Here is a 16,792-nt window from a genome sequence, read left to right as displayed (position 1 = left end):
CCGAGGGGACAGGCACCGTGGACCGGATCGGTCTGTGGTACCTGTCCCCTTGTATGTTGGTGGGACTTCGAGATGAAGGGTTTATCGGCGAAATTTTAAATTTAACGGCGATATCTGGATTTTATCGGCGATATCTCAATTATAACGGCGATTTCCGGATTTTAACGGCGAAATTTCAATTTTAACGGCGATTTCCGGGTTTCATCAGCGATATCTCAATTTTAACGGCGATTTCCGGATTTTAACGGCGAAATTTCAATTTTATCGGCGATTTCCGATTTCATCAGCGAAATCTCAATTATATCATCGTTCCCATCCTACTCCGCTACACCCAATCCCCACTTCAAATATCCTATTAACAACTCCGTCTGCTCCTTCAACAGAATCGTTTCAGAATCAAGAATCGCATGATCCATTGCCATCCCGTCGATATGGGAGATGATAGCCTTTGCCATCACCTCTGCATCAAACCTAGGAGTGAATTCCCCTGCTTTGACACCTGCCTCTATAATATTGACGGTCATTTGATACGCCTGAGTGAATCGTTTCCTGGCGTGTTCCTTCTTCCTTTCATCATTCCGTCCCGTGATAAAGTATTCAAGCTTGGAAGGGGCGAGGGCATCCATCTCATTCGTTGCCTCCTTACTTTCCCCGAGAAAGCTCATAAGCAGAACGTCCCAATAACTCCCCTGCTGTTTCAGCATCGCCTGGACGCTTCCCTCGATGACCTCCACTTGCTCTGCCTCAATCAAGGCTTCAAAGAGATCCTCTTTATTTTCAAAGTATTGATACAATCCGCCCCTGCTGACACCTGCCTTCTCCATGACGTGCTTCATCGTGGTGTTTTCATATCCATGCTCTATAAAGACCTCACGGGCGGCCTGCAATAAGTTAGAGCGGCGCTGCTCCTTGTGTTCCTGACTGACTTTCGGTGACATCCGTCTCCTCCTCTACTTTATTCTTAACTGTGATTGAAACGATGAATAATACGATCAATAATGAACCTGTCACGATAAAAGACGGGATGATTCCAATCAACGTGGCAAGGGCTCCCCCTGCCAGCGGACCGATGATCGTTGCCGTTGTCGTCGTGCTGTTGACGACGCCGAAGACCCTGCCTGTCATGTGAACGGGTGTTTTCTCCTGGGTCGCTGCCTGGAAAGGGATGAAGACGAAGCCGGCAGATGCTCCTGCCATTAGACCAAGAGCGGGCACCCAGAGCATCGACAGACTCAGGTCAAAATACGTCAGAACCCCCATCAATCCAAATCCAAGGCCGATCCCAAGCACTCCGATACACATCAAGACAAATGCATTGTACTCGGTTTTCCTTGAAAGATAAATTCCTGTTAGCAGCATCCCGACACCTGCACTCGACACCAAATACCCGAGGAGATTAGGTGAAACGTCCGTCAATTGACGCAACAGGACAATGAATTGGGAATCCGATAACTGTAGTATCAATAAACTGACCCCCAGCAAAAACAATCCATATAATAAGAAGCTGCTTTTCTTAATGAACGAAAAACCGACTTTGATTTCCTCTTTAAAGGAAGGTCCGTCCCTCTTCTCCACTTCTACTTCCACTTCCTTGACGGCTTTCGGCAACAGGAAGATGAGGATTGCCGATAGGAAGAAGGTGGCGGAGTCTAGATAAAAGACGTTGTATGTGCCGATCAGTGATACGAGTATCCCGCTCACAAGTGGACCGATGACTTTCGTGCCTGAATCGATTGTAGATGAAAGCGACATGGCCCCTTTGATGTTCTCGTTGGCCACCAGTTCCTTCAACTTCCCGTTCTTCGCAGGAATGAATACCGAGGAGAACATCCCCGTCAGAAACAAGCATCCATATACCATCCACACATTCGTCGCCAGGGTCAGGAGCAGAATCAATACACCCCTCACCACATCGGAAAACACCATCAGCGTCTTCCGTTCCATCCTGTCAGCTATCGTACCCGTGACCGGTCCAAGGAGAGCCATCGGCAATGCCAGACTCAATATGATCAATGACATTTGCATCGGTGTTGCTTCCCATTTTAACCCGACAAGTGTAATGATCGCCACAATACTTAACCAATCCCCAAGCCCCGAAATGGCCTGTGCCGTCATCAGTGTGATGAACGATTTGTTTTTTCGTAAAGAGTTCTCCATTTGAATCTCCCCTTTTTAAAATGACATTAGTGTCGTTTTATTAATCTCATTATATCGACACCAGTGTCATTTTGCAACCTACTTTTTAAAATTTTCTAAAAATAATCATTAGACCCACTCTTCATCATAGTGAAAAGGAGGTCTTCTTATTCCTCAATCAGTATGTCTGACTTTACTCCACCACCAGCACTCCATAATAATATCCTGCATCCTGAAGCGCTGCCTGCATTTCGATATAATTCGTAACCGCAAAATAAACCGCACCACAAGCCAGAAAGGCAATGAACAATCTCAATTGCCAAAATATATTACTTCTTTTTTTATAAAGTATCCATGCTATAATCCCGACAAAAACAAAATACCCAGCCGATGCCACCAGAGTAAAACGGTGAACTTCTGCTTCACTCACAGCTTCCCGAAAACTCTCCACATATCCTTTATTCTCACTGTTTTGCTTGAACGTCTTCTCATGTTTCTTAGAACCAATTTCCCAAAATATCGTACGGTCTTCCTTGATCATTTTATAATGGAAACCACCCGCACTTCCCTCTACTATAACCTTTGATGTAGCAGCATTGACCTGCATAGGAAACAAAGCGAGCAGGAATACTATTATCATTGCGTTTTTGAACATGAAAATCCCCCTTTTCTAAATATAGAAGCTTTTCCCTTGACAAAAAAACGTAAATATATAATAATGAATATCGAATTAGAATTATTACAATCTGTTAATGATTCTCAATCAAACACCACTACTTAGGAGGAATTTACACTATGTCATTAATCGGTTCACAAGTCGTACCATTTAAAGCAGAAGCATTCAAAGATGGTGAGTTCATCACTGTTACAGACGAAAGCCTAAAAGGTCAATGGAGCATTTTCTGCTTCTACCCTGCAGACTTCACATTTGTATGCCCGACAGAACTTGAAGACCTTCAAAATAACTACGAAACACTTAAAGAGCTTGGCGTAGAGGTATATTCTGTTTCTACGGACACGCACTTTACACATAAAGGCTGGCACGACAGCTCTGAAAAAATCGGTAAAATCAAATACGCAATGATCGGTGATCCGTCTCAACGCATCACTCGCGGTTTCGATGTACTTAATGAAGAAGATGGTCTTGCTGACCGCGGAACATTCATCATCGATCCAGATGGTGTCATCCAAGCAGTTGAAATCAACGCTGGCGGAATCGGCCGTGACGCAGACATCTTAGTAAGCAAAATCAAGGCTGCACAATATGTACGTAACAACCCAGGCGAAGTTTGCCCGGCTAAATGGCAGGAAGGTTCTGAAACACTTAAGCCAAGCCTTGATCTAGTTGGTAAATTATAAGGAGTGCTACGCATGCTCGAAGCAGATATTAAAGCACAATTAGAACAGTACCTGCAGATGATGGAAGGCGACATCGTCCTGAAAGTCAGTGCAGGGGAAGATGACATTTCAAAGGATATGGTGGCTCTTGTTGATGAGCTATCTTCCATGTCATCACGCATCAGTGTTGAACACACTGAACTGACAAGAACACCTAGCTTCAGCGTGAATCGTCCTGGTGAGGAAACCGGCATCATTTTTGCCGGGATCCCTCTTGGGCATGAATTCACATCCTTGGTTCTAGCCCTTCTTCAAGTGAGCGGCAGAGCACCGAAAGTGGATCAAAGCGTCATTGACCAGATCAAGAGTGTCAAAGGCGAACACCACTTCGAGACGTATGTCAGCCTAAGCTGTCATAACTGCCCTGATGTCGTGCAGGCACTGAACATCATGAGTGTCCTGAACCCGAACATCACGCACACGATGATTGATGGAGCTGCCTTCAAGGAAGAAGTGGAACGCAAGAACGTTATGGCAGTCCCTACAGTCTACCTGAATGCGGAATTCTTTAACGGTGGGCGAACGAGCTTAGAAGAAATTCTATCTAAAATTGTACAAGGTCCAAGTGCCGATGAGCTATCGGATAAAGACCCATATGACGTCCTTGTCGTAGGTGGCGGTCCTGCTGGAGCCAGCGCGGCTATTTATGCTGCACGTAAAGGAATCCGTACAGGAATCGTCGCAGAACGCTTCGGTGGTCAGGTCCTTGACACGATGAGCATCGAGAACTTCATCAGCGTGAAGCAGACGGAAGGTCCGAAACTTGTGGCGAGTCTTGAAGAGCATGTGAAGGACTATGGCATCGATGTCATGAACCTTCAGCGTGCAAGCCGCCTCGAGAAAAAAGACCTTGTGGAGCTTGAGCTTGAAAACGGTGCTGTCCTGAAGAGTAAAAGTTTGATCATCTCAACAGGTGCACGCTGGCGCAACATCGGCGTTCCTGGTGAAGAGAAGTTCAAGAACAAAGGAGTGGCATACTGCCCTCACTGTGACGGACCTCTGTTCGAAGGGAAAGATGTCGCTGTCATCGGCGGAGGAAACTCCGGTGTCGAAGCAGCCATCGATCTTGCAGGAATTGTCAAGCACGTAACGGTCCTTGAGTTCAATTCCGAACTGAAAGCCGACGACGTGCTGCAGAAACGTCTTTACAGCTTGCCGAACGTGACAGTGATCACGAACGCTCAAACGCAGGAGATCACGGGTACGGATAAGGTGAACGGCATTACCTACACCGAGCGTGATACTCGTGAAGAGAAACACGTCGAACTGCAAGGGGTATTCGTCCAAATCGGTCTTGTTCCTAACACAGACTGGCTCGGCGATCTTGTAGAACGCACGAAATTCGGTGAAATCATCGTCGACAAACACGGTGCCACCAACGTCCCTGGCGTATTCGCCGCAGGAGACTGTACAGACAGTGCCTACAACCAAATCATCATCTCCATGGGATCAGGAGCAACCGCTGCACTTGGCGCGTTTGACTATCTGATTCGGAACTAAGATGAATGGATTATGGAGGTCCGTCCCTCGTTTTGAGGGACGGACCTCTTTCTGTTTTCGGGATTCTTATTCCTGTATTACACTATTAACCACCTAAATTTTAACATATCTATTATATTATTTACTATTAAAGAGAGAGGGACGGACCTCTGTTTCACCGAAACAGAAGGTCCGTCCCTCCGATTTTATTTTCCCAATACATATGTTTTGTAGCCGCCACTCAGGTTGCTGGCTTGGAATCCGTTGTTGGTGAGGATTTTGGTTGCAAGGTATCCTCTTAATCCTACTTGGCAGTTGATGTAGATGTGCTGCTGTTCAGGGAGTTCATCCAACCTGTCCCGCAGCTGTCCGAGTGGAATATTAACAGATCCCATGATGAAGCCACACTCTCTTTCTTCCGGCTCCCTCACGTCCAGGAGATACCCGCCTTTTTTAACGATGTCATCAATCTCGTGATGATGCACAACGCTCAGTTCACCATCGACAACATTTCCTGCTACATACCCTGCCATGTTGACTGGGTCTTTGGCAGATGAATAAGGAGGGGCATAGGCAAGCTCAAGATCGGCCAAGTCCCATACCTTCAACTTCCCTTTGATGGCCGTTGCAATGACGTCGATCCGTTTCTCGACTCCCTTGTATCCGACAGCCTGGGCACCGAATATCTCACCTGTTTCAGGATGGAATAGTAATTTTAGAGAAAGCTGACTTCCTCCTGGATAGTACGTTGCATTGGAGTTTGGATGAATGTGCACCGCTTCATATTCTACTCCAAGGCGATTCAATACTTTTTCATTATTACCTGTTGCCGCCACGGTCAAATCGAAGACTTTAGCAACGGATGTTCCGAGACTGCCTTTATACTCTGCATCTTTTCCATTGATATGATCTGCAGCTAGGCGTCCTTGACGATTCGCGGGCCAGGCAAGTGGAATCATCGCAGGAACTCCCTGTATATAATCCTTCACTTCAATCGCATCCCCGATAGCGTAGATGTCAGGGTCATCGGTTTGAAGATGGGAATTAACCACAATCCCTCCGCGTTCACCAAGTGTAAGTCCCGCTTTCCCGGCAAGTTCATTTTCAGGTCTGACCCCGATGGACAGAATGGTCAGGTCACTGTGTAATTCCTTTCCGCTTTGAAGGACGATGGTACGTCCGTTATCTTTAAAGGCTTTCACTCCATCATTTAAGTACAAATCCACATCGGCATTCTTCAGTTCACGGTGGACAATCGCTGCCATTTCATAATCAATCGGTGCCATCACCTGGTTCCCTAGCTCCACCACCGTCACGTTGACTCCCCGATGATGCAGGTTTTCAGCCATTTCAAGGCCGATGAATCCTCCGCCGATGATCACCGCTTCTTCCGGTTTCGTTTCATCGACCCATGCTTTGATTCGGTCTGTATCAGGGACGTTGCGTAGAGTGAAGACATTTTTTGCTTCCTCTAGACCTTCTAGTGGTGGAACAATTGGACGCGCACCGGGAGAGAGGATTAGTTTATCGTAGCTTTCTTCATACATCTCTCCCGTTTCCACTTTCTTAATTGAAACGGTCTTACGGTCACGGTGGATCTCCACTACCTCACTAAGGTTTCGAATATCCAAATTGAACTTCTTGGACATCCCCTCCACAGTTTGAACCAATAGTGCCTCTCTGTTCGTAATGACCTCCCCGATATAATACGGTAGCCCGCAATTAGCGAAAGAAATGTATTCTCCTTTTTCCACCATGATGATCTCATTTTCCTCACTTAAACGGCGAAGCCTTGCTGCTGCAGTGGCTCCCCCGGCAACTCCACCCACAATCACGATTTTCTTCTTCATGACCCTTTCCCTCTTTCCGAATAAAGTTTGTTAAGTGTTTCACAAATCATCCAATAAGTATTCCTTACACTTTTATTATATGACTCTTTTTCTGGAAATCAATATACCCCTGCGTGTATATTTTGTGACACATTGAGGGACGGACCTCCATTCGCATCAAATACTCATACACTCAAGCCTGTGTGGAGGTCCGTCCCTCTCTATACACCCTATCCATTGTTCCAAACCTTACTTCATAGGTCCGTCCCTCTATCAAACTCCAGCACGATGCCGGCTTTGTCGTCGCTTTTTTTGAATCGTGGGTAGGTGATGCATTGGGGGTCTGTTTCTTCTAGGTTGATGAGGTCTTGGGCATATTGCTTGATTCCTTTTTGGAGGACGCTTTCGGCTGTGTGTTCCCAGTAGGATTCTCCTTCTGGAATTGATTCCGCCGGCAGGAACAGTCCGTCCGTCATCAGGATTAGATGGGTAACGCCCACCTTATTGATCTTTCCGTATTCGAAATAGTCCACAGCTTCCTCTTCCCCATTCAAAACACCATACCCTTCTACCGTATTACTCTTCTTTCGGTTGGCGATTAACTGTTCTTTCACGTGAGGTATGATGTCATCCCTGGTCCTGAATCCCCTTCGGATGCACTCCCTCCATATTTCAATTGCATACTCTTCCAAGTGCTCGACCTGAAGTCTTGTTAAGGGACGGACCTCTCCGCTCTCATACACGGCGAGGATCATGCAGTCCCCTGTTTGGATGAACTCGATCCCGTTCTCCACTAACCGAACCACAGCAACGGCGGTCCCCCAAAGATCATCTTTATTCTTGAGCTCGATTCCATATTCCCTCATTTTGTTATGTAAACATTCATTACTCTTCGTTAAAATTTGAAGCAATGACTGATTATCCAAATCACTGGACTCCATATGTTCTTTTACCATGTGGGAAGCCATATACCCACCCGTCAGGTTCTCTTCTAAAATGAACGGCACTAAAGAAGATACACCGTCTGCGACTCCGAATAATGATAGCTTCTCATTCATAATCAACGCGTCTTCGTTTAAAGGTCCGTCCCCTTTAATCGTGATGTGATGTAATTTCATGTGATTCCCTCCTAGTAGGTTGTGTAATCAACTTCTATCATTCATTTCCGGATATGTAAATCAATTGTCTTATTGAAACCTACACCTCCCATATTACACGTTTCCATTATATTCTGATAAAAAATTGTCCTATTACGATCGCATTTACCCCTCTGCCTTTTCCAACTATCGAACATAAAAACACCATTTCAGGCAACCATAAAAGAAACACTAACTGAACGGCGGGTGAGCCATGAATGAGTTCTTCAGACAAACTATCAACGATCATGAAAGAAAATATCGAAGCAATAAAAGCCGCCGTCTATGAGGCTGAAGATTTTAAGATCAGGGATTTAACCTTTCTGAATACCCCTTGCCAACTCATTTATATTGATTCTTTAGTGGATAAAAACTTAATAGAACGAAATATTATCGAGCCGCTCCTGAACTCCCAGGCAGAAACAATCCCGGAAACGGTCATTAATAGCGCAGAATATAGCAGGACAAGCGATTTAGAATCCACAGTGAAAAGTCTACTCCAAGGAAGCTGTGCTCTCGTTGCAGAAGATGACCCTACCGCTCTTTTGATACCTGTTGGTGCAGATAATGAAAGAGCCATCCAAGAGCCTCAAAACGAGCATACCATCACAGGGGCCCATGATGGATTTACAGAAAATATGAACAAGAATATCTTCTTGCTCAGAAAAAGAGTGAAAGATCCCAGCTTCCAAATAAAAAGTTACACTCTCGGATCTAAAACCAATACAAAAGCATCGATTGTGTATATTGAGGAATTGGTGGAGCATGATCCTTTAAACGTCTTATTTCAAAGAATGGACAGCATAGATGTAGGAGAAATCCAATCAACCGGGGAGCTAGAAGAATTAATCGAGGATAATCGTTATTCCCTTTTCCCACAACTACTGACAACAGAAAGGCCTGATCGGGCATCCGCCTATTTATTGGAAGGGAAATCCGTTATCATAGTCGATGGAAATCCTAACGTCCTCATCTCCCCGATCGACTTTTTTAGTTTTTATCAATCACCTGATGATTATAATAGCAGGTGGCTGATTGGATCTTTCTTCAGACTAATCCGGATTTTCAGCTTTTTAGTGGCACTTTGTTTACCTGCCATCTATATTGCGGTCGTATCCTTTCATTCAGAAGTTCTGCCTCTTTGGATTCTGTATGCGATCAGGATTCAAATTGCCTACGTGCCGCTTCCTCCATTATTTGAAGCCATGGCGATGCAGCTTGTCCTCGAGCTGTTGAAGGAAGCCGCCATTCGTCTTCCTTCGCCAATCGCCCAAACAATTGGGATCGTCGGCGGGTTAGTCATCGGAACGGCCATCGTAGAAGCCGGTTTTGTTTCCAACACGATGATTGTCGTCATCGCACTTACGGCCATTGCCTCTTTCGTAGCACCTGTCAATGAAATGGGAACAGGTGCCAGAATTATGGCTTTTCCGATCATGCTAGCCGCCAATACGTTTGGTTTCTTAGGAATTGTTCTCGCCCTTACCGTCGTATTGATCCATTTATGCCGATTGGAGTCGTTCGGAAAGCCTTACCTGCAGCCAGTTGCACCATTACATTTAAGGGGACTGAAAGATTCCATCATCAAAACCAAGAAGAAAAATCACTCCTTAAAACAAACGTAGGAAATTTAGATAAGGAAAGTGTGGAATTGCCCATGTCAAAGACAGAATCCCTAACGAACGTGCAAATTTTCTTTCTTATGGTTCAAACCCAAGTCGGATTCGGCATTCTGACATTGCCAAATGTGTTGCAAGCGACCAGTAAAGGAGACGGGTGGATGTCAGTCCTTTTGGCAGGATTGGTGATCCAGTTATTTTTAGTCATCATTTGGCTGTTATTAAGGCGATTTCCCCAATTGACCTACTCCGAAATCTCCACATTTTTACTTGGAAAAATGACGGGGACTTTTATCAATATCATTATCTTTGTTTATTTTATCCTGGCCGCGGCATTTGTCTTATTACAGTTTTCAACCATCATCAAAGAACATCTGTTATTAGACACTCCTTATTGGGTCCTGGGGCTAGTCATGATGCTGACTTGTACCTATTTAGCCATTAGTGACATCCGGATCATCGCCAGGTTCTTTGTGCTCATATCCCTTCTCATTGTGGCTAAATTCGGGTTCTCCTTTTTTTCGTTTTCTTTGCCTATGGACCTCCATCATATTCTTCCTCTGGGGAGCAGTGGCATGAAGAACATTATTCTCGGAGGTAAAGATTGTCTGCTATCCGTATTAGGATTTGAAATCATCCTGTTTTTATATCCACTTGCCTCCAAGAAGGGAACCACGTTTTTAAAAGTGGTCACATGGGCCAATGTCTTCGTAACAGGGTTGACCTCCTATTTTGTGATGCTCTGCATATTGATTTTCAGCGAATCGGCCTTGGATAAAATCAAATACCCGGTTATCTATTTTTTGCGTCCACTCCATTTTCAAATGATTGACCGTCTTGACATGCTCTTTGTATCCATCTGGATTGTGCCCCTGGCAGTATCGATCGTCATCTTTATACATTTAGGCGGTAAAAGTCTCACATTCTATAAAGGGAAACCTCAACACCTGGTCATTATGAATAGCGCATTGGTTTTCGTTCTATTTACCATTGCAAAAAAAGATCCAGCTTCCCAAAAGCTGTATTCACTTACCTTAGAATACTTAAGCTATGGTGTCGTATTCACCATTCCAGGCCTGTTGCTATTACTTTCATTCCTATTTAAAAAGCACGGAAAGGAGGTATCCTCTTGAAAAAGATTCCCATTTTGTTCATTGCGATGTTCTTACTGTCAGGGTGCTGGGACCAAAATCAGTTAAAAGACAATCGTCTTGTGAACGGCGCTAGCTTTGACGTAGCAGAAGAGTCCGATGACATCCTCGGAACAGTAAGGGCGATTAATGTTCGCAGTTCTGGTGCAGGGAACCTCGACGTGAAGGATGAATTTTACATATCTGAAAGTAAAACCGTATCGGAAATCGAAACGGATTTTCAAAATAAAGTATCCGGCAATTTGGACGTGGGGAAAGCGTTTATTCTGATTATGGGGGAAGATCTGGCCAAGACAAAAGGACTGACTCCCATAGTTGAACCGATTATTCGCTCCACCCATGCGTATATTTCCTCTCGAATTCTGATAAGTGAGGGATTGGGGAGCGATATTCTCTCTTTGGATATTCAAGATAGCCCTATCGTATTTCAGATTGATAACCTGTTGACCGGTTGTGTCAAGGATGGCTATATTCCTGAACATACGGTGTTTACAGCTTGGAATGAAATATCAGACGACACAAAGGATGTCATCATTCCTTATATTAAAAAAGATAAGGGGGACAACCTGAAGCTTGCGGGTTCTGCTTTATTCAATGGAGATCGGTTCAGCGGGCACACCCTCTCCACCGGTCAAACCTCACTGCTCTTACTATTACGAAATGATATTAAGAGGGGGACGAAGCTAAGCATCGAATCAGATAGGTTAAGCCAGCCTTTAGTCATTGGCATTGAAAAAGCAAGGACCAATATAGAAGTAACAAAAGAAGATGAAAAAGTGATATGCACGATTGCTGCTGACTTTAAAGTGAGGATCATAAGTTACTATGAAAACAAAACCAATAAAACGATCAAAACACTCAATACGATTGCTTCAAAAGAACTGACCAAAAAAACGAAAGAGCTTACTGACTTATTACTTAAAGCCAATAGTGATGCTTTAGGCGTCGCAAAATATTTCTCTACAAACGATCATGAATCCTGGAATCCTGATACGTGGAAACAAGATTACCAACAAGTGGTCTTTAAACCAAAGGTCCGCGTTGATATTATTGAGACTCAAAATCTCCAGTAGATGGAAAGCGGCCAAATTTCCTTTGGCCGTTTTTACATTCAATCATTCGTATAGAGTTTGATCACTTAATCGGCACAACATCCCTATATAAAAACCGATCTTTATTTGTCAGATAATCCGGTGTCACCCGCTCCTCTCCCAGCTCGTACGGAATCGGACATTCAAAATTCGGTCCGTCAAACACAAACGTGTGAAATTCGCCATTTTCTCCGCAAACATCGCAGCTTTCAGGATAATCTGTTAGAAAATCCTCATCATATACTCTTCCCGCGAAGGATCGATCCAGCTGCTCCAGATCGACGCAGGTAAGAACGGTTTTGAACCCAAGTTCGATAAATTCACGTCCCAGTTCTTGGACAGGTCGACCCCAAATAGGAAAGACCGGTGTAATCCCCGTTCCTTCAAGCATCTCTTGCCGATACGCCTTCACATCCTCGAGATGAATATCCCCGAAGATCATATGAGTGATTCCGTCATCAAGCATGCCGGAGACCGCCTTTCCCATCCGTTCCTGGTACACCTCATTCGGGCAATCTTGCGGAATCCATACTTCCCTGAGCGGAATGCCAAGGGCCTTCGACTGCTGCTTTAACATTTCATAGCGGACACCGTGAATCGATACACGGTCGAAGCCTTCCGTGAGTGTGACAAGAAGTGAATCCACCTCATAATCGGGATTTTGCTGAATTTTATATAATGCCAGGGTGGAATCTTTTCCACCACTGTAGGCGATGACTGTTTTCATATGGGACCTCCGTTTTTTCGAGTTTTCTCACTATTCATTATTCCAAACCCTGTCTTATAACTCAAATAAAAAAAGCCGGAGTGTGCTTCAGCCTTCAGTTGATGATTTTTTCTATAAATCGTAATAGATCTCCCTGTACTTAGGACATCACTCACGACTTTTTCACCGTTTCCCTCAGTTAAAATGCATCTTTAAGTAAAAATTCGATAACTTAATAACGTAAATACTGGATTCTTCCAGCCTTTGACAGTGTATTAGCCACCTGCACATCCATTTATCAGCGAAATTCGGATTTTATCGGCGAAATCCACAATATAACGGCGAAATTTTCATTTTATCGGCGATATTTCAAATTTATCGGCGAATTACCCTATTAAGAGGGACGGACCTCCAAACTCCAAGCGAACGAACTCTCACAAGTCCAATTTGAGGTCCGTCCCTCTAGCAGATCCTCTAGCAGATCCTCTAACAAGTCCTCTCTCAACTCCCGTCTCGATGTAACTTCTAACTAGCTTCCAATTGTAATCTACATTCTTGAAGGTATCGAAGAATAGGTTGCCGGTTTCCATCGGTTTACTATCGAGTAAGATGGTGGCAAACAAGACAGCCATGACCTCATCTTCTTTCATGGGTATGACCGCCACTTCCCGGATCTCCCATGCTGCACCCTTCCCTTTCACAAACTCAAATCCTTGCCTCCAGCCTTCGATTGATTCCGCGTATCCGAATGCCTCCATCTCTCCATCCCTGACTTCCCGCGCTTCATACTCAGTAGAAATAAATCTCTCCAATTCTGTGAGTGATGATTTCTCCCAAGCTTGTAAAAATGCATCTAGAACGTCTCTAAACGATTGATTGTCCATGATAACCTCCTAAACTTCGTTACTACCAATTATTTCAAATCACACTCTCAATCTCAATCCCCATAAAAAAGAAGCCTGACTTATTCAGTCAAGCTTCCATTCTCATCTAAGTATTTACCGATTTCTCGTCCCTGTGCAGAGTATCTTTCATACCCGTGTGAGGAAAATTCTTCACCACATGCAGAATTCGTCACCTGGAATTCATCAAATACTCTCTCTTCTCCATCGGAACTAGTCACTGCTCCACCCCCGCTATGGTATATGCAGTCATCTTCAAGAAGCGTTCGATTTCCTTCTTCATCCACATAGTAATATTGATTTTGACTGATTTGAAGAATTTGGTTCTGAGTAGATGTTTGATAAAGCCCGTACCGTTCAATATCCGTACGCATGAGCGTGGGTAAACTCTCGATTTCTACAGGGACCACGGAGAAATCTCCCACCTCTTCAAGGGCAGGACGATTCTCTATCCCATAGAGGATGACAACCGTCCCCTCAAAACCTTCGGGGATCAGATACTGAGACTTGATTCCCTCTTCCCTATCCATACCAGGTATCCAATTCACAGCCACAATCACGACTGCCAATAAGAAAATAACACTCAATAATTGCAGATAAAATCGCTTGTTGTCACGATCAACCCCCGACGAATCCTTCCTTTTCAACCATTCATCAATGAAGAAAAAGATCACCGCACAGATGACCCCAAACCAGGCAAACCCGTCGATGACAAAATATGTAACGCCCCCAAAGAACGCGTGGATAAAGCCAGCAGCCAACATCCGCCCCTTCGACATCCTTTTCGTCAAGCAATCAGAAAGAAGAGATACGGGAATACCATATGCCATGTTTCCTGCCAGGGAATAGATCAGGACAATTGGAAAAATCCAGAGCCCGCCGTCCGTAATACTTATGATCATCATGAATGTAGAGAGAATCAGACTCGTGTAAAGTGCCGGTTTGATTTTATTCATGGAAGCAACCTCCCAATGAGATTGTGAACATTTTCACATTATAACTTTACCATATATTGTGATTATCCTCAATTAAAATTACACGAATTTCCTATTCCACTTCACCATCACCAACAGCACTAATCCATGAATCATTGAAACAAGCACTAACATCGCATAAGGAGACAGTCCATCCCAGGCATCCACTATATACTGTTTATCGGAGGATGCGATGACCACGATTCCGATCACGAGCAGAAAGAAGACCTGATAAAATACCATCGGGTACAGTCCCCTTTTATAAAAATTTCCTTGATGATACCAGATCGAAACGAAAAGCCCATTCAGCAGCACTGATCCAACAGCAGCAATAAGGATCGTTTTCCACGACAAAGTATTGCTAAGGATGTCAGTGAAAACAAATATACATAGATTCATAAGCAGTACACACATAAAGGAAAATAGAATCTTCTTCATTGGACTCCCCCATTCCAATCCATTTGTACGTTTGACGCACAGTTCATTAGTGTAATTTTACACTTAATAGAGATTATTTCCAAGCGTTTTTTTTTGAAATGATATATAAAAACAAACAAAAGACCTGTCATCAATCCCTGACAGGTCTACATTTATTCCCGAAACGATCCGGCTGCTAGATTTAATTGTTTGAGTTATTCGATCCGCCTGAATTACTGGATTGTCCGCCTTTTGCCCCGATTTCCTGATAGAATTTCTTGTTATGATTCTCTGAAGTTGCTTCTCCACCTTTTTCACCGATCTCTTGGTAGAATTCTTTGTCGTGATTTTTCGCTGTTTGTTCTCCGCCTTTGCGGCCAGCTTCTTCGTAACTCATTTTGTTTCCGTTATTGTTACTGTTAGACATAAATAAAATCCTCCTTAAGTTTAGTAAAATGGTGTTGTACGATTGTACATTGGTTATATACCTCGTGATTTTAAAAATAAACAGATTTGGGTTCTTTTAACATTTTTGTAATTTAATTTACACTCAACAAGCAACTGAATAGAAGTGCTTTCCGGGGAGGTGTATGATGGGGGTACAAGAATCGATTAAAGGGGACTTGCTATATGGAATACATCAAGCGGGGAACATCAACCTTTAAGAATGCCAATCTCGCGTTGTTTGCTGGCGGGTTCAGCACTTTTGCCATCCTGTGGGGGACGCAGCCTCTGCTTCCGGAAATTGCTCGTGAGTTCGATGTTTCACCTGCAACTTCTAGTCTTAGCCAGTCTTCCACCACCATCGCCCTCGCCATCAGTTTATTAATTGCGGGATCGCTATCGGATGTGTACGGACGGAAATCCGTGATGACCTTCTCTTTACTAGCGTCTTCGATCCTTGCCATCTGTACGGGATTCGCCACGGGGTTTCACACGCTTGTAGCCGGACGCATTCTACAGGGGATCACGCTTGCAGGACTACCAGCTGTTGCTATGGCATATTTAGGAGAGGAAATTGAAGCGAAGAGTCTCGGGATGGCGATGGGACTATACATCAGCGGAAACTCCATCGGCGGAATGTCGGGACGAATCATCAGCGGTGTCCTCACCGATTATTTCAGCTGGCACGTCGCACTGATGGGAGTGGGGATCATCAGCCTGCTTTCGAGCATTATTTTCATGGCCCTGCTTCCCACATCAAAGCATTTCAAACCCCAGACCTTCAAACTGAAATCATTGGCAGGTTCCCTGTTCAGTCAGTTCAAGGTACCTGGGCTCGCGTTTCTCTTCACAATCGGATTTCTGTTGATGGGCGGATTCGTCTCCCTCTACAATTACATCGGATTCGAGCTGATTGCACCGCCCTACTCTCTCAGCCAAACCGTCGTCGGTTTCATCTTCATCGTCTATATCGTCGGCACGTTCAGCTCGACCTGGATGGGGATGCTGGCGGATCAGTATGGAAAAAAGAGAATCCTGCCTTTATCCCTGGTTATCATGCTAGCAGGCGTCGTGACAACCTTGCATCCAAACCTTTTGATAAAAATTATCGGGATTTCCGTCTTCACGTACGGTTTTTTCGCCGGCCACTCGATTGCAAGCAGCTGGGTCGGACGCCTCGCCGTCCACGACAAAGCACAGGCTTCGGCACTTTATTTATCCGCCTACTACGCAGGCTCAAGTATCGGCGGTACCGTCAGCGGAAGCTTCTATCATCAATGGAACTGGCCGGGTGTCGTGTGGATGATCGTGCTCCTCTCCCTAATTTCCATTGGGATATCCATGAGGCTCGGGAGAAGAAAGCTCCCGGGAACAATATAAAAGAGGACTTCCCAAGAAGTCCTCTTCTCTCATTCACCCTTTCACTCCGGCATCCGTATTCCACCATATAAAATCGCACTGACCACTAAGCATGTTAACCCAACCCATAATTGTTTCATCTCGACACACC

Annotated in this window: 15 protein-coding genes and 1 pseudogene; 6 read left to right on the top strand and 10 right to left on the bottom strand. The window is 44.5% G+C overall.

The features are described from left to right. Positions 1 to 317: 317 nt before the first annotated feature. From LCL96_RS14920 to LCL96_RS14910, 3 genes are all read right to left on the bottom strand, one after another. Entirely contained in the window at positions 318 to 938 is a 621-nt protein-coding gene (locus LCL96_RS14920) for a TetR/AcrR family transcriptional regulator (RefSeq protein ID WP_224942290.1), read from the bottom strand. Beyond that, the gene (locus LCL96_RS14915; RefSeq protein ID WP_224942289.1) at positions 892 to 2,157 is read right to left on the bottom strand and encodes an MFS transporter; all 1,266 of its coding nucleotides are present in this window, start codon (positions 2,155 to 2,157) and stop codon (positions 892 to 894) included. The genes LCL96_RS14920 and LCL96_RS14915 overlap by 47 nt, the downstream gene beginning before the upstream one ends. 172 nt (positions 2,158 to 2,329) lie before the next feature. Then, complete coding sequence (locus LCL96_RS14910; protein ID WP_224942288.1) at positions 2,330 to 2,791, bottom strand: geobacillin-26 family protein; 462 nt, start codon at positions 2,789 to 2,791, stop codon at positions 2,330 to 2,332. A 140-nt stretch (positions 2,792 to 2,931) separates the two neighbouring features. Between LCL96_RS14910 and ahpC the strand changes: the two genes are divergently transcribed. Together ahpC and ahpF are read left to right on the top strand one after the other, a co-directional pair. Beyond that, positions 2,932 to 3,495, top strand: coding sequence for an alkyl hydroperoxide reductase subunit C (gene ahpC / locus LCL96_RS14905; protein WP_034761584.1), 564 nt, complete (start codon positions 2,932 to 2,934; stop codon positions 3,493 to 3,495). A gap of 12 nt (positions 3,496 to 3,507) precedes the next feature. Continuing rightward, the gene (gene ahpF, locus LCL96_RS14900) at positions 3,508 to 5,034 is read left to right on the top strand and encodes an alkyl hydroperoxide reductase subunit F (RefSeq protein ID WP_224942287.1); all 1,527 of its coding nucleotides are present in this window, start codon (positions 3,508 to 3,510) and stop codon (positions 5,032 to 5,034) included. A gap of 185 nt (positions 5,035 to 5,219) precedes the next feature. Here the strand turns inward: ahpF and LCL96_RS14895 are convergent, their stop codons facing one another. Continuing rightward, positions 5,220 to 6,863 (bottom strand): CoA-disulfide reductase, encoded by a 1,644-nt coding sequence (locus tag LCL96_RS14895; protein WP_224942285.1) that lies wholly within the window; start codon positions 6,861 to 6,863, stop codon positions 5,220 to 5,222. Between the two features lie 233 nt (positions 6,864 to 7,096). After that, positions 7,097 to 7,960: a protein phosphatase 2C domain-containing protein gene (locus LCL96_RS14890; RefSeq protein ID WP_224942283.1), complete on the bottom strand. Its 864-nt coding sequence runs from the start codon at positions 7,958 to 7,960 to the stop codon at positions 7,097 to 7,099. 236 nt (positions 7,961 to 8,196) lie between these two features. Between LCL96_RS14890 and LCL96_RS14885 the strand changes: the two genes are divergently transcribed. Genes LCL96_RS14885 through LCL96_RS14875 form a run of 3 tightly spaced genes read left to right on the top strand, consistent with a single transcriptional unit; the run spans position 8,197 to position 11,821 of the window. Continuing rightward, positions 8,197 to 9,603 carry a spore germination protein gene (locus LCL96_RS14885; protein ID WP_224942282.1) on the top strand — a complete coding sequence of 469 codons (1,407 nt, stop codon included), beginning with the start codon at positions 8,197 to 8,199 and terminating at the stop codon, positions 9,601 to 9,603. 32 nt (positions 9,604 to 9,635) lie between these two features. Next, entirely contained in the window at positions 9,636 to 10,730 is a 1,095-nt protein-coding gene (locus tag LCL96_RS14880; RefSeq protein WP_224942281.1) for a GerAB/ArcD/ProY family transporter, read from the top strand. After that, positions 10,727 to 11,821 carry a Ger(x)C family spore germination protein gene (locus LCL96_RS14875; RefSeq protein ID WP_224942280.1) on the top strand — a complete coding sequence of 365 codons (1,095 nt, stop codon included), beginning with the start codon at positions 10,727 to 10,729 and terminating at the stop codon, positions 11,819 to 11,821. Before LCL96_RS14880 ends, LCL96_RS14875 begins: the two co-directional genes overlap by 4 nt. Positions 11,822 to 11,882: 61 nt before the next feature. Here LCL96_RS14875 and LCL96_RS14870 read toward each other — a convergent pair whose 3' ends face one another. The 5 genes and pseudogenes from LCL96_RS14870 to LCL96_RS14850 all read right to left on the bottom strand — a co-directional run. Further along, positions 11,883 to 12,566, bottom strand: coding sequence for an adenine nucleotide alpha hydrolase (locus tag LCL96_RS14870; protein WP_224942279.1), 684 nt, complete (start codon positions 12,564 to 12,566; stop codon positions 11,883 to 11,885). A gap of 413 nt (positions 12,567 to 12,979) precedes the next feature. Continuing rightward, positions 12,980 to 13,429: a flavoprotein gene (locus LCL96_RS14865; protein ID WP_224942278.1), complete on the bottom strand. Its 450-nt coding sequence runs from the start codon at positions 13,427 to 13,429 to the stop codon at positions 12,980 to 12,982. Positions 13,430 to 13,509: 80 nt separating this feature from the next. Continuing rightward, a complete protein-coding gene (locus LCL96_RS14860; RefSeq protein ID WP_224942277.1) occupies positions 13,510 to 14,403 on the bottom strand; it encodes a DUF6843 domain-containing protein in 894 nt (297 codons plus the stop codon). Positions 14,404 to 14,481: 78 nt separating this feature from the next. Next, complete coding sequence (locus LCL96_RS14855; RefSeq protein ID WP_224942276.1) at positions 14,482 to 14,859, bottom strand: hypothetical protein; 378 nt, start codon at positions 14,857 to 14,859, stop codon at positions 14,482 to 14,484. Positions 14,860 to 15,070: 211 nt separating this feature from the next. After that, positions 15,071 to 15,265: pseudogene (locus tag LCL96_RS14850) on the bottom strand (KGG domain-containing protein); the annotation flags it as partial. A gap of 203 nt (positions 15,266 to 15,468) precedes the next feature. Between LCL96_RS14850 and LCL96_RS14845 the strand changes: the two are divergent. Beyond that, positions 15,469 to 16,662, top strand: coding sequence for an MFS transporter (locus LCL96_RS14845; RefSeq protein ID WP_224942274.1), 1,194 nt, complete (start codon positions 15,469 to 15,471; stop codon positions 16,660 to 16,662). Positions 16,663 to 16,792: the final 130 nt, after the last annotated feature.

Source organism: Rossellomorea aquimaris (assembly GCF_020172085.1).
GTDB classification, from domain to species: domain Bacteria; phylum Bacillota; class Bacilli; order Bacillales; family Bacillaceae_B; genus Rossellomorea; species Rossellomorea aquimaris_E.
This window is presented reverse-complemented; position numbering and strand designations above follow the sequence as displayed.

Excerpts from the sequence above, each read along its gene's own strand:
- LCL96_RS14920 (WP_224942290.1), bottom strand. The coding sequence starts at position 938 with ATGTCACCGAAAGTCAGTCAGGAACACAAGGAGCAGCGCCGCTCTAAC.
- LCL96_RS14915 (WP_224942289.1), bottom strand. The coding sequence starts at position 2,157 with ATGGAGAACTCTTTACGAAAAAACAAATCGTTCATCACACTGATGACG.
- LCL96_RS14910 (WP_224942288.1), bottom strand. The coding sequence starts at position 2,791 with ATGTTCAAAAACGCAATGATAATAGTATTCCTGCTCGCTTTGTTTCCT.
- ahpC (WP_034761584.1), top strand. The coding sequence starts at position 2,932 with ATGTCATTAATCGGTTCACAAGTCGTACCATTTAAAGCAGAAGCATTC.
- ahpF (WP_224942287.1), top strand. The coding sequence starts at position 3,508 with ATGCTCGAAGCAGATATTAAAGCACAATTAGAACAGTACCTGCAGATG.
- LCL96_RS14895 (WP_224942285.1), bottom strand. The coding sequence starts at position 6,863 with ATGAAGAAGAAAATCGTGATTGTGGGTGGAGTTGCCGGGGGAGCCACT.
- LCL96_RS14890 (WP_224942283.1), bottom strand. The coding sequence starts at position 7,960 with ATGAAATTACATCACATCACGATTAAAGGGGACGGACCTTTAAACGAA.
- LCL96_RS14885 (WP_224942282.1), top strand. The coding sequence starts at position 8,197 with ATGAGTTCTTCAGACAAACTATCAACGATCATGAAAGAAAATATCGAA.
- LCL96_RS14880 (WP_224942281.1), top strand. The coding sequence starts at position 9,636 with ATGTCAAAGACAGAATCCCTAACGAACGTGCAAATTTTCTTTCTTATG.
- LCL96_RS14870 (WP_224942279.1), bottom strand. The coding sequence starts at position 12,566 with ATGAAAACAGTCATCGCCTACAGTGGTGGAAAAGATTCCACCCTGGCA.
- LCL96_RS14865 (WP_224942278.1), bottom strand. The coding sequence starts at position 13,429 with ATGGACAATCAATCGTTTAGAGACGTTCTAGATGCATTTTTACAAGCT.
- LCL96_RS14860 (WP_224942277.1), bottom strand. The coding sequence starts at position 14,403 with ATGAATAAAATCAAACCGGCACTTTACACGAGTCTGATTCTCTCTACA.
- LCL96_RS14855 (WP_224942276.1), bottom strand. The coding sequence starts at position 14,859 with ATGAAGAAGATTCTATTTTCCTTTATGTGTGTACTGCTTATGAATCTA.
- LCL96_RS14845 (WP_224942274.1), top strand. The coding sequence starts at position 15,469 with ATGGAATACATCAAGCGGGGAACATCAACCTTTAAGAATGCCAATCTC.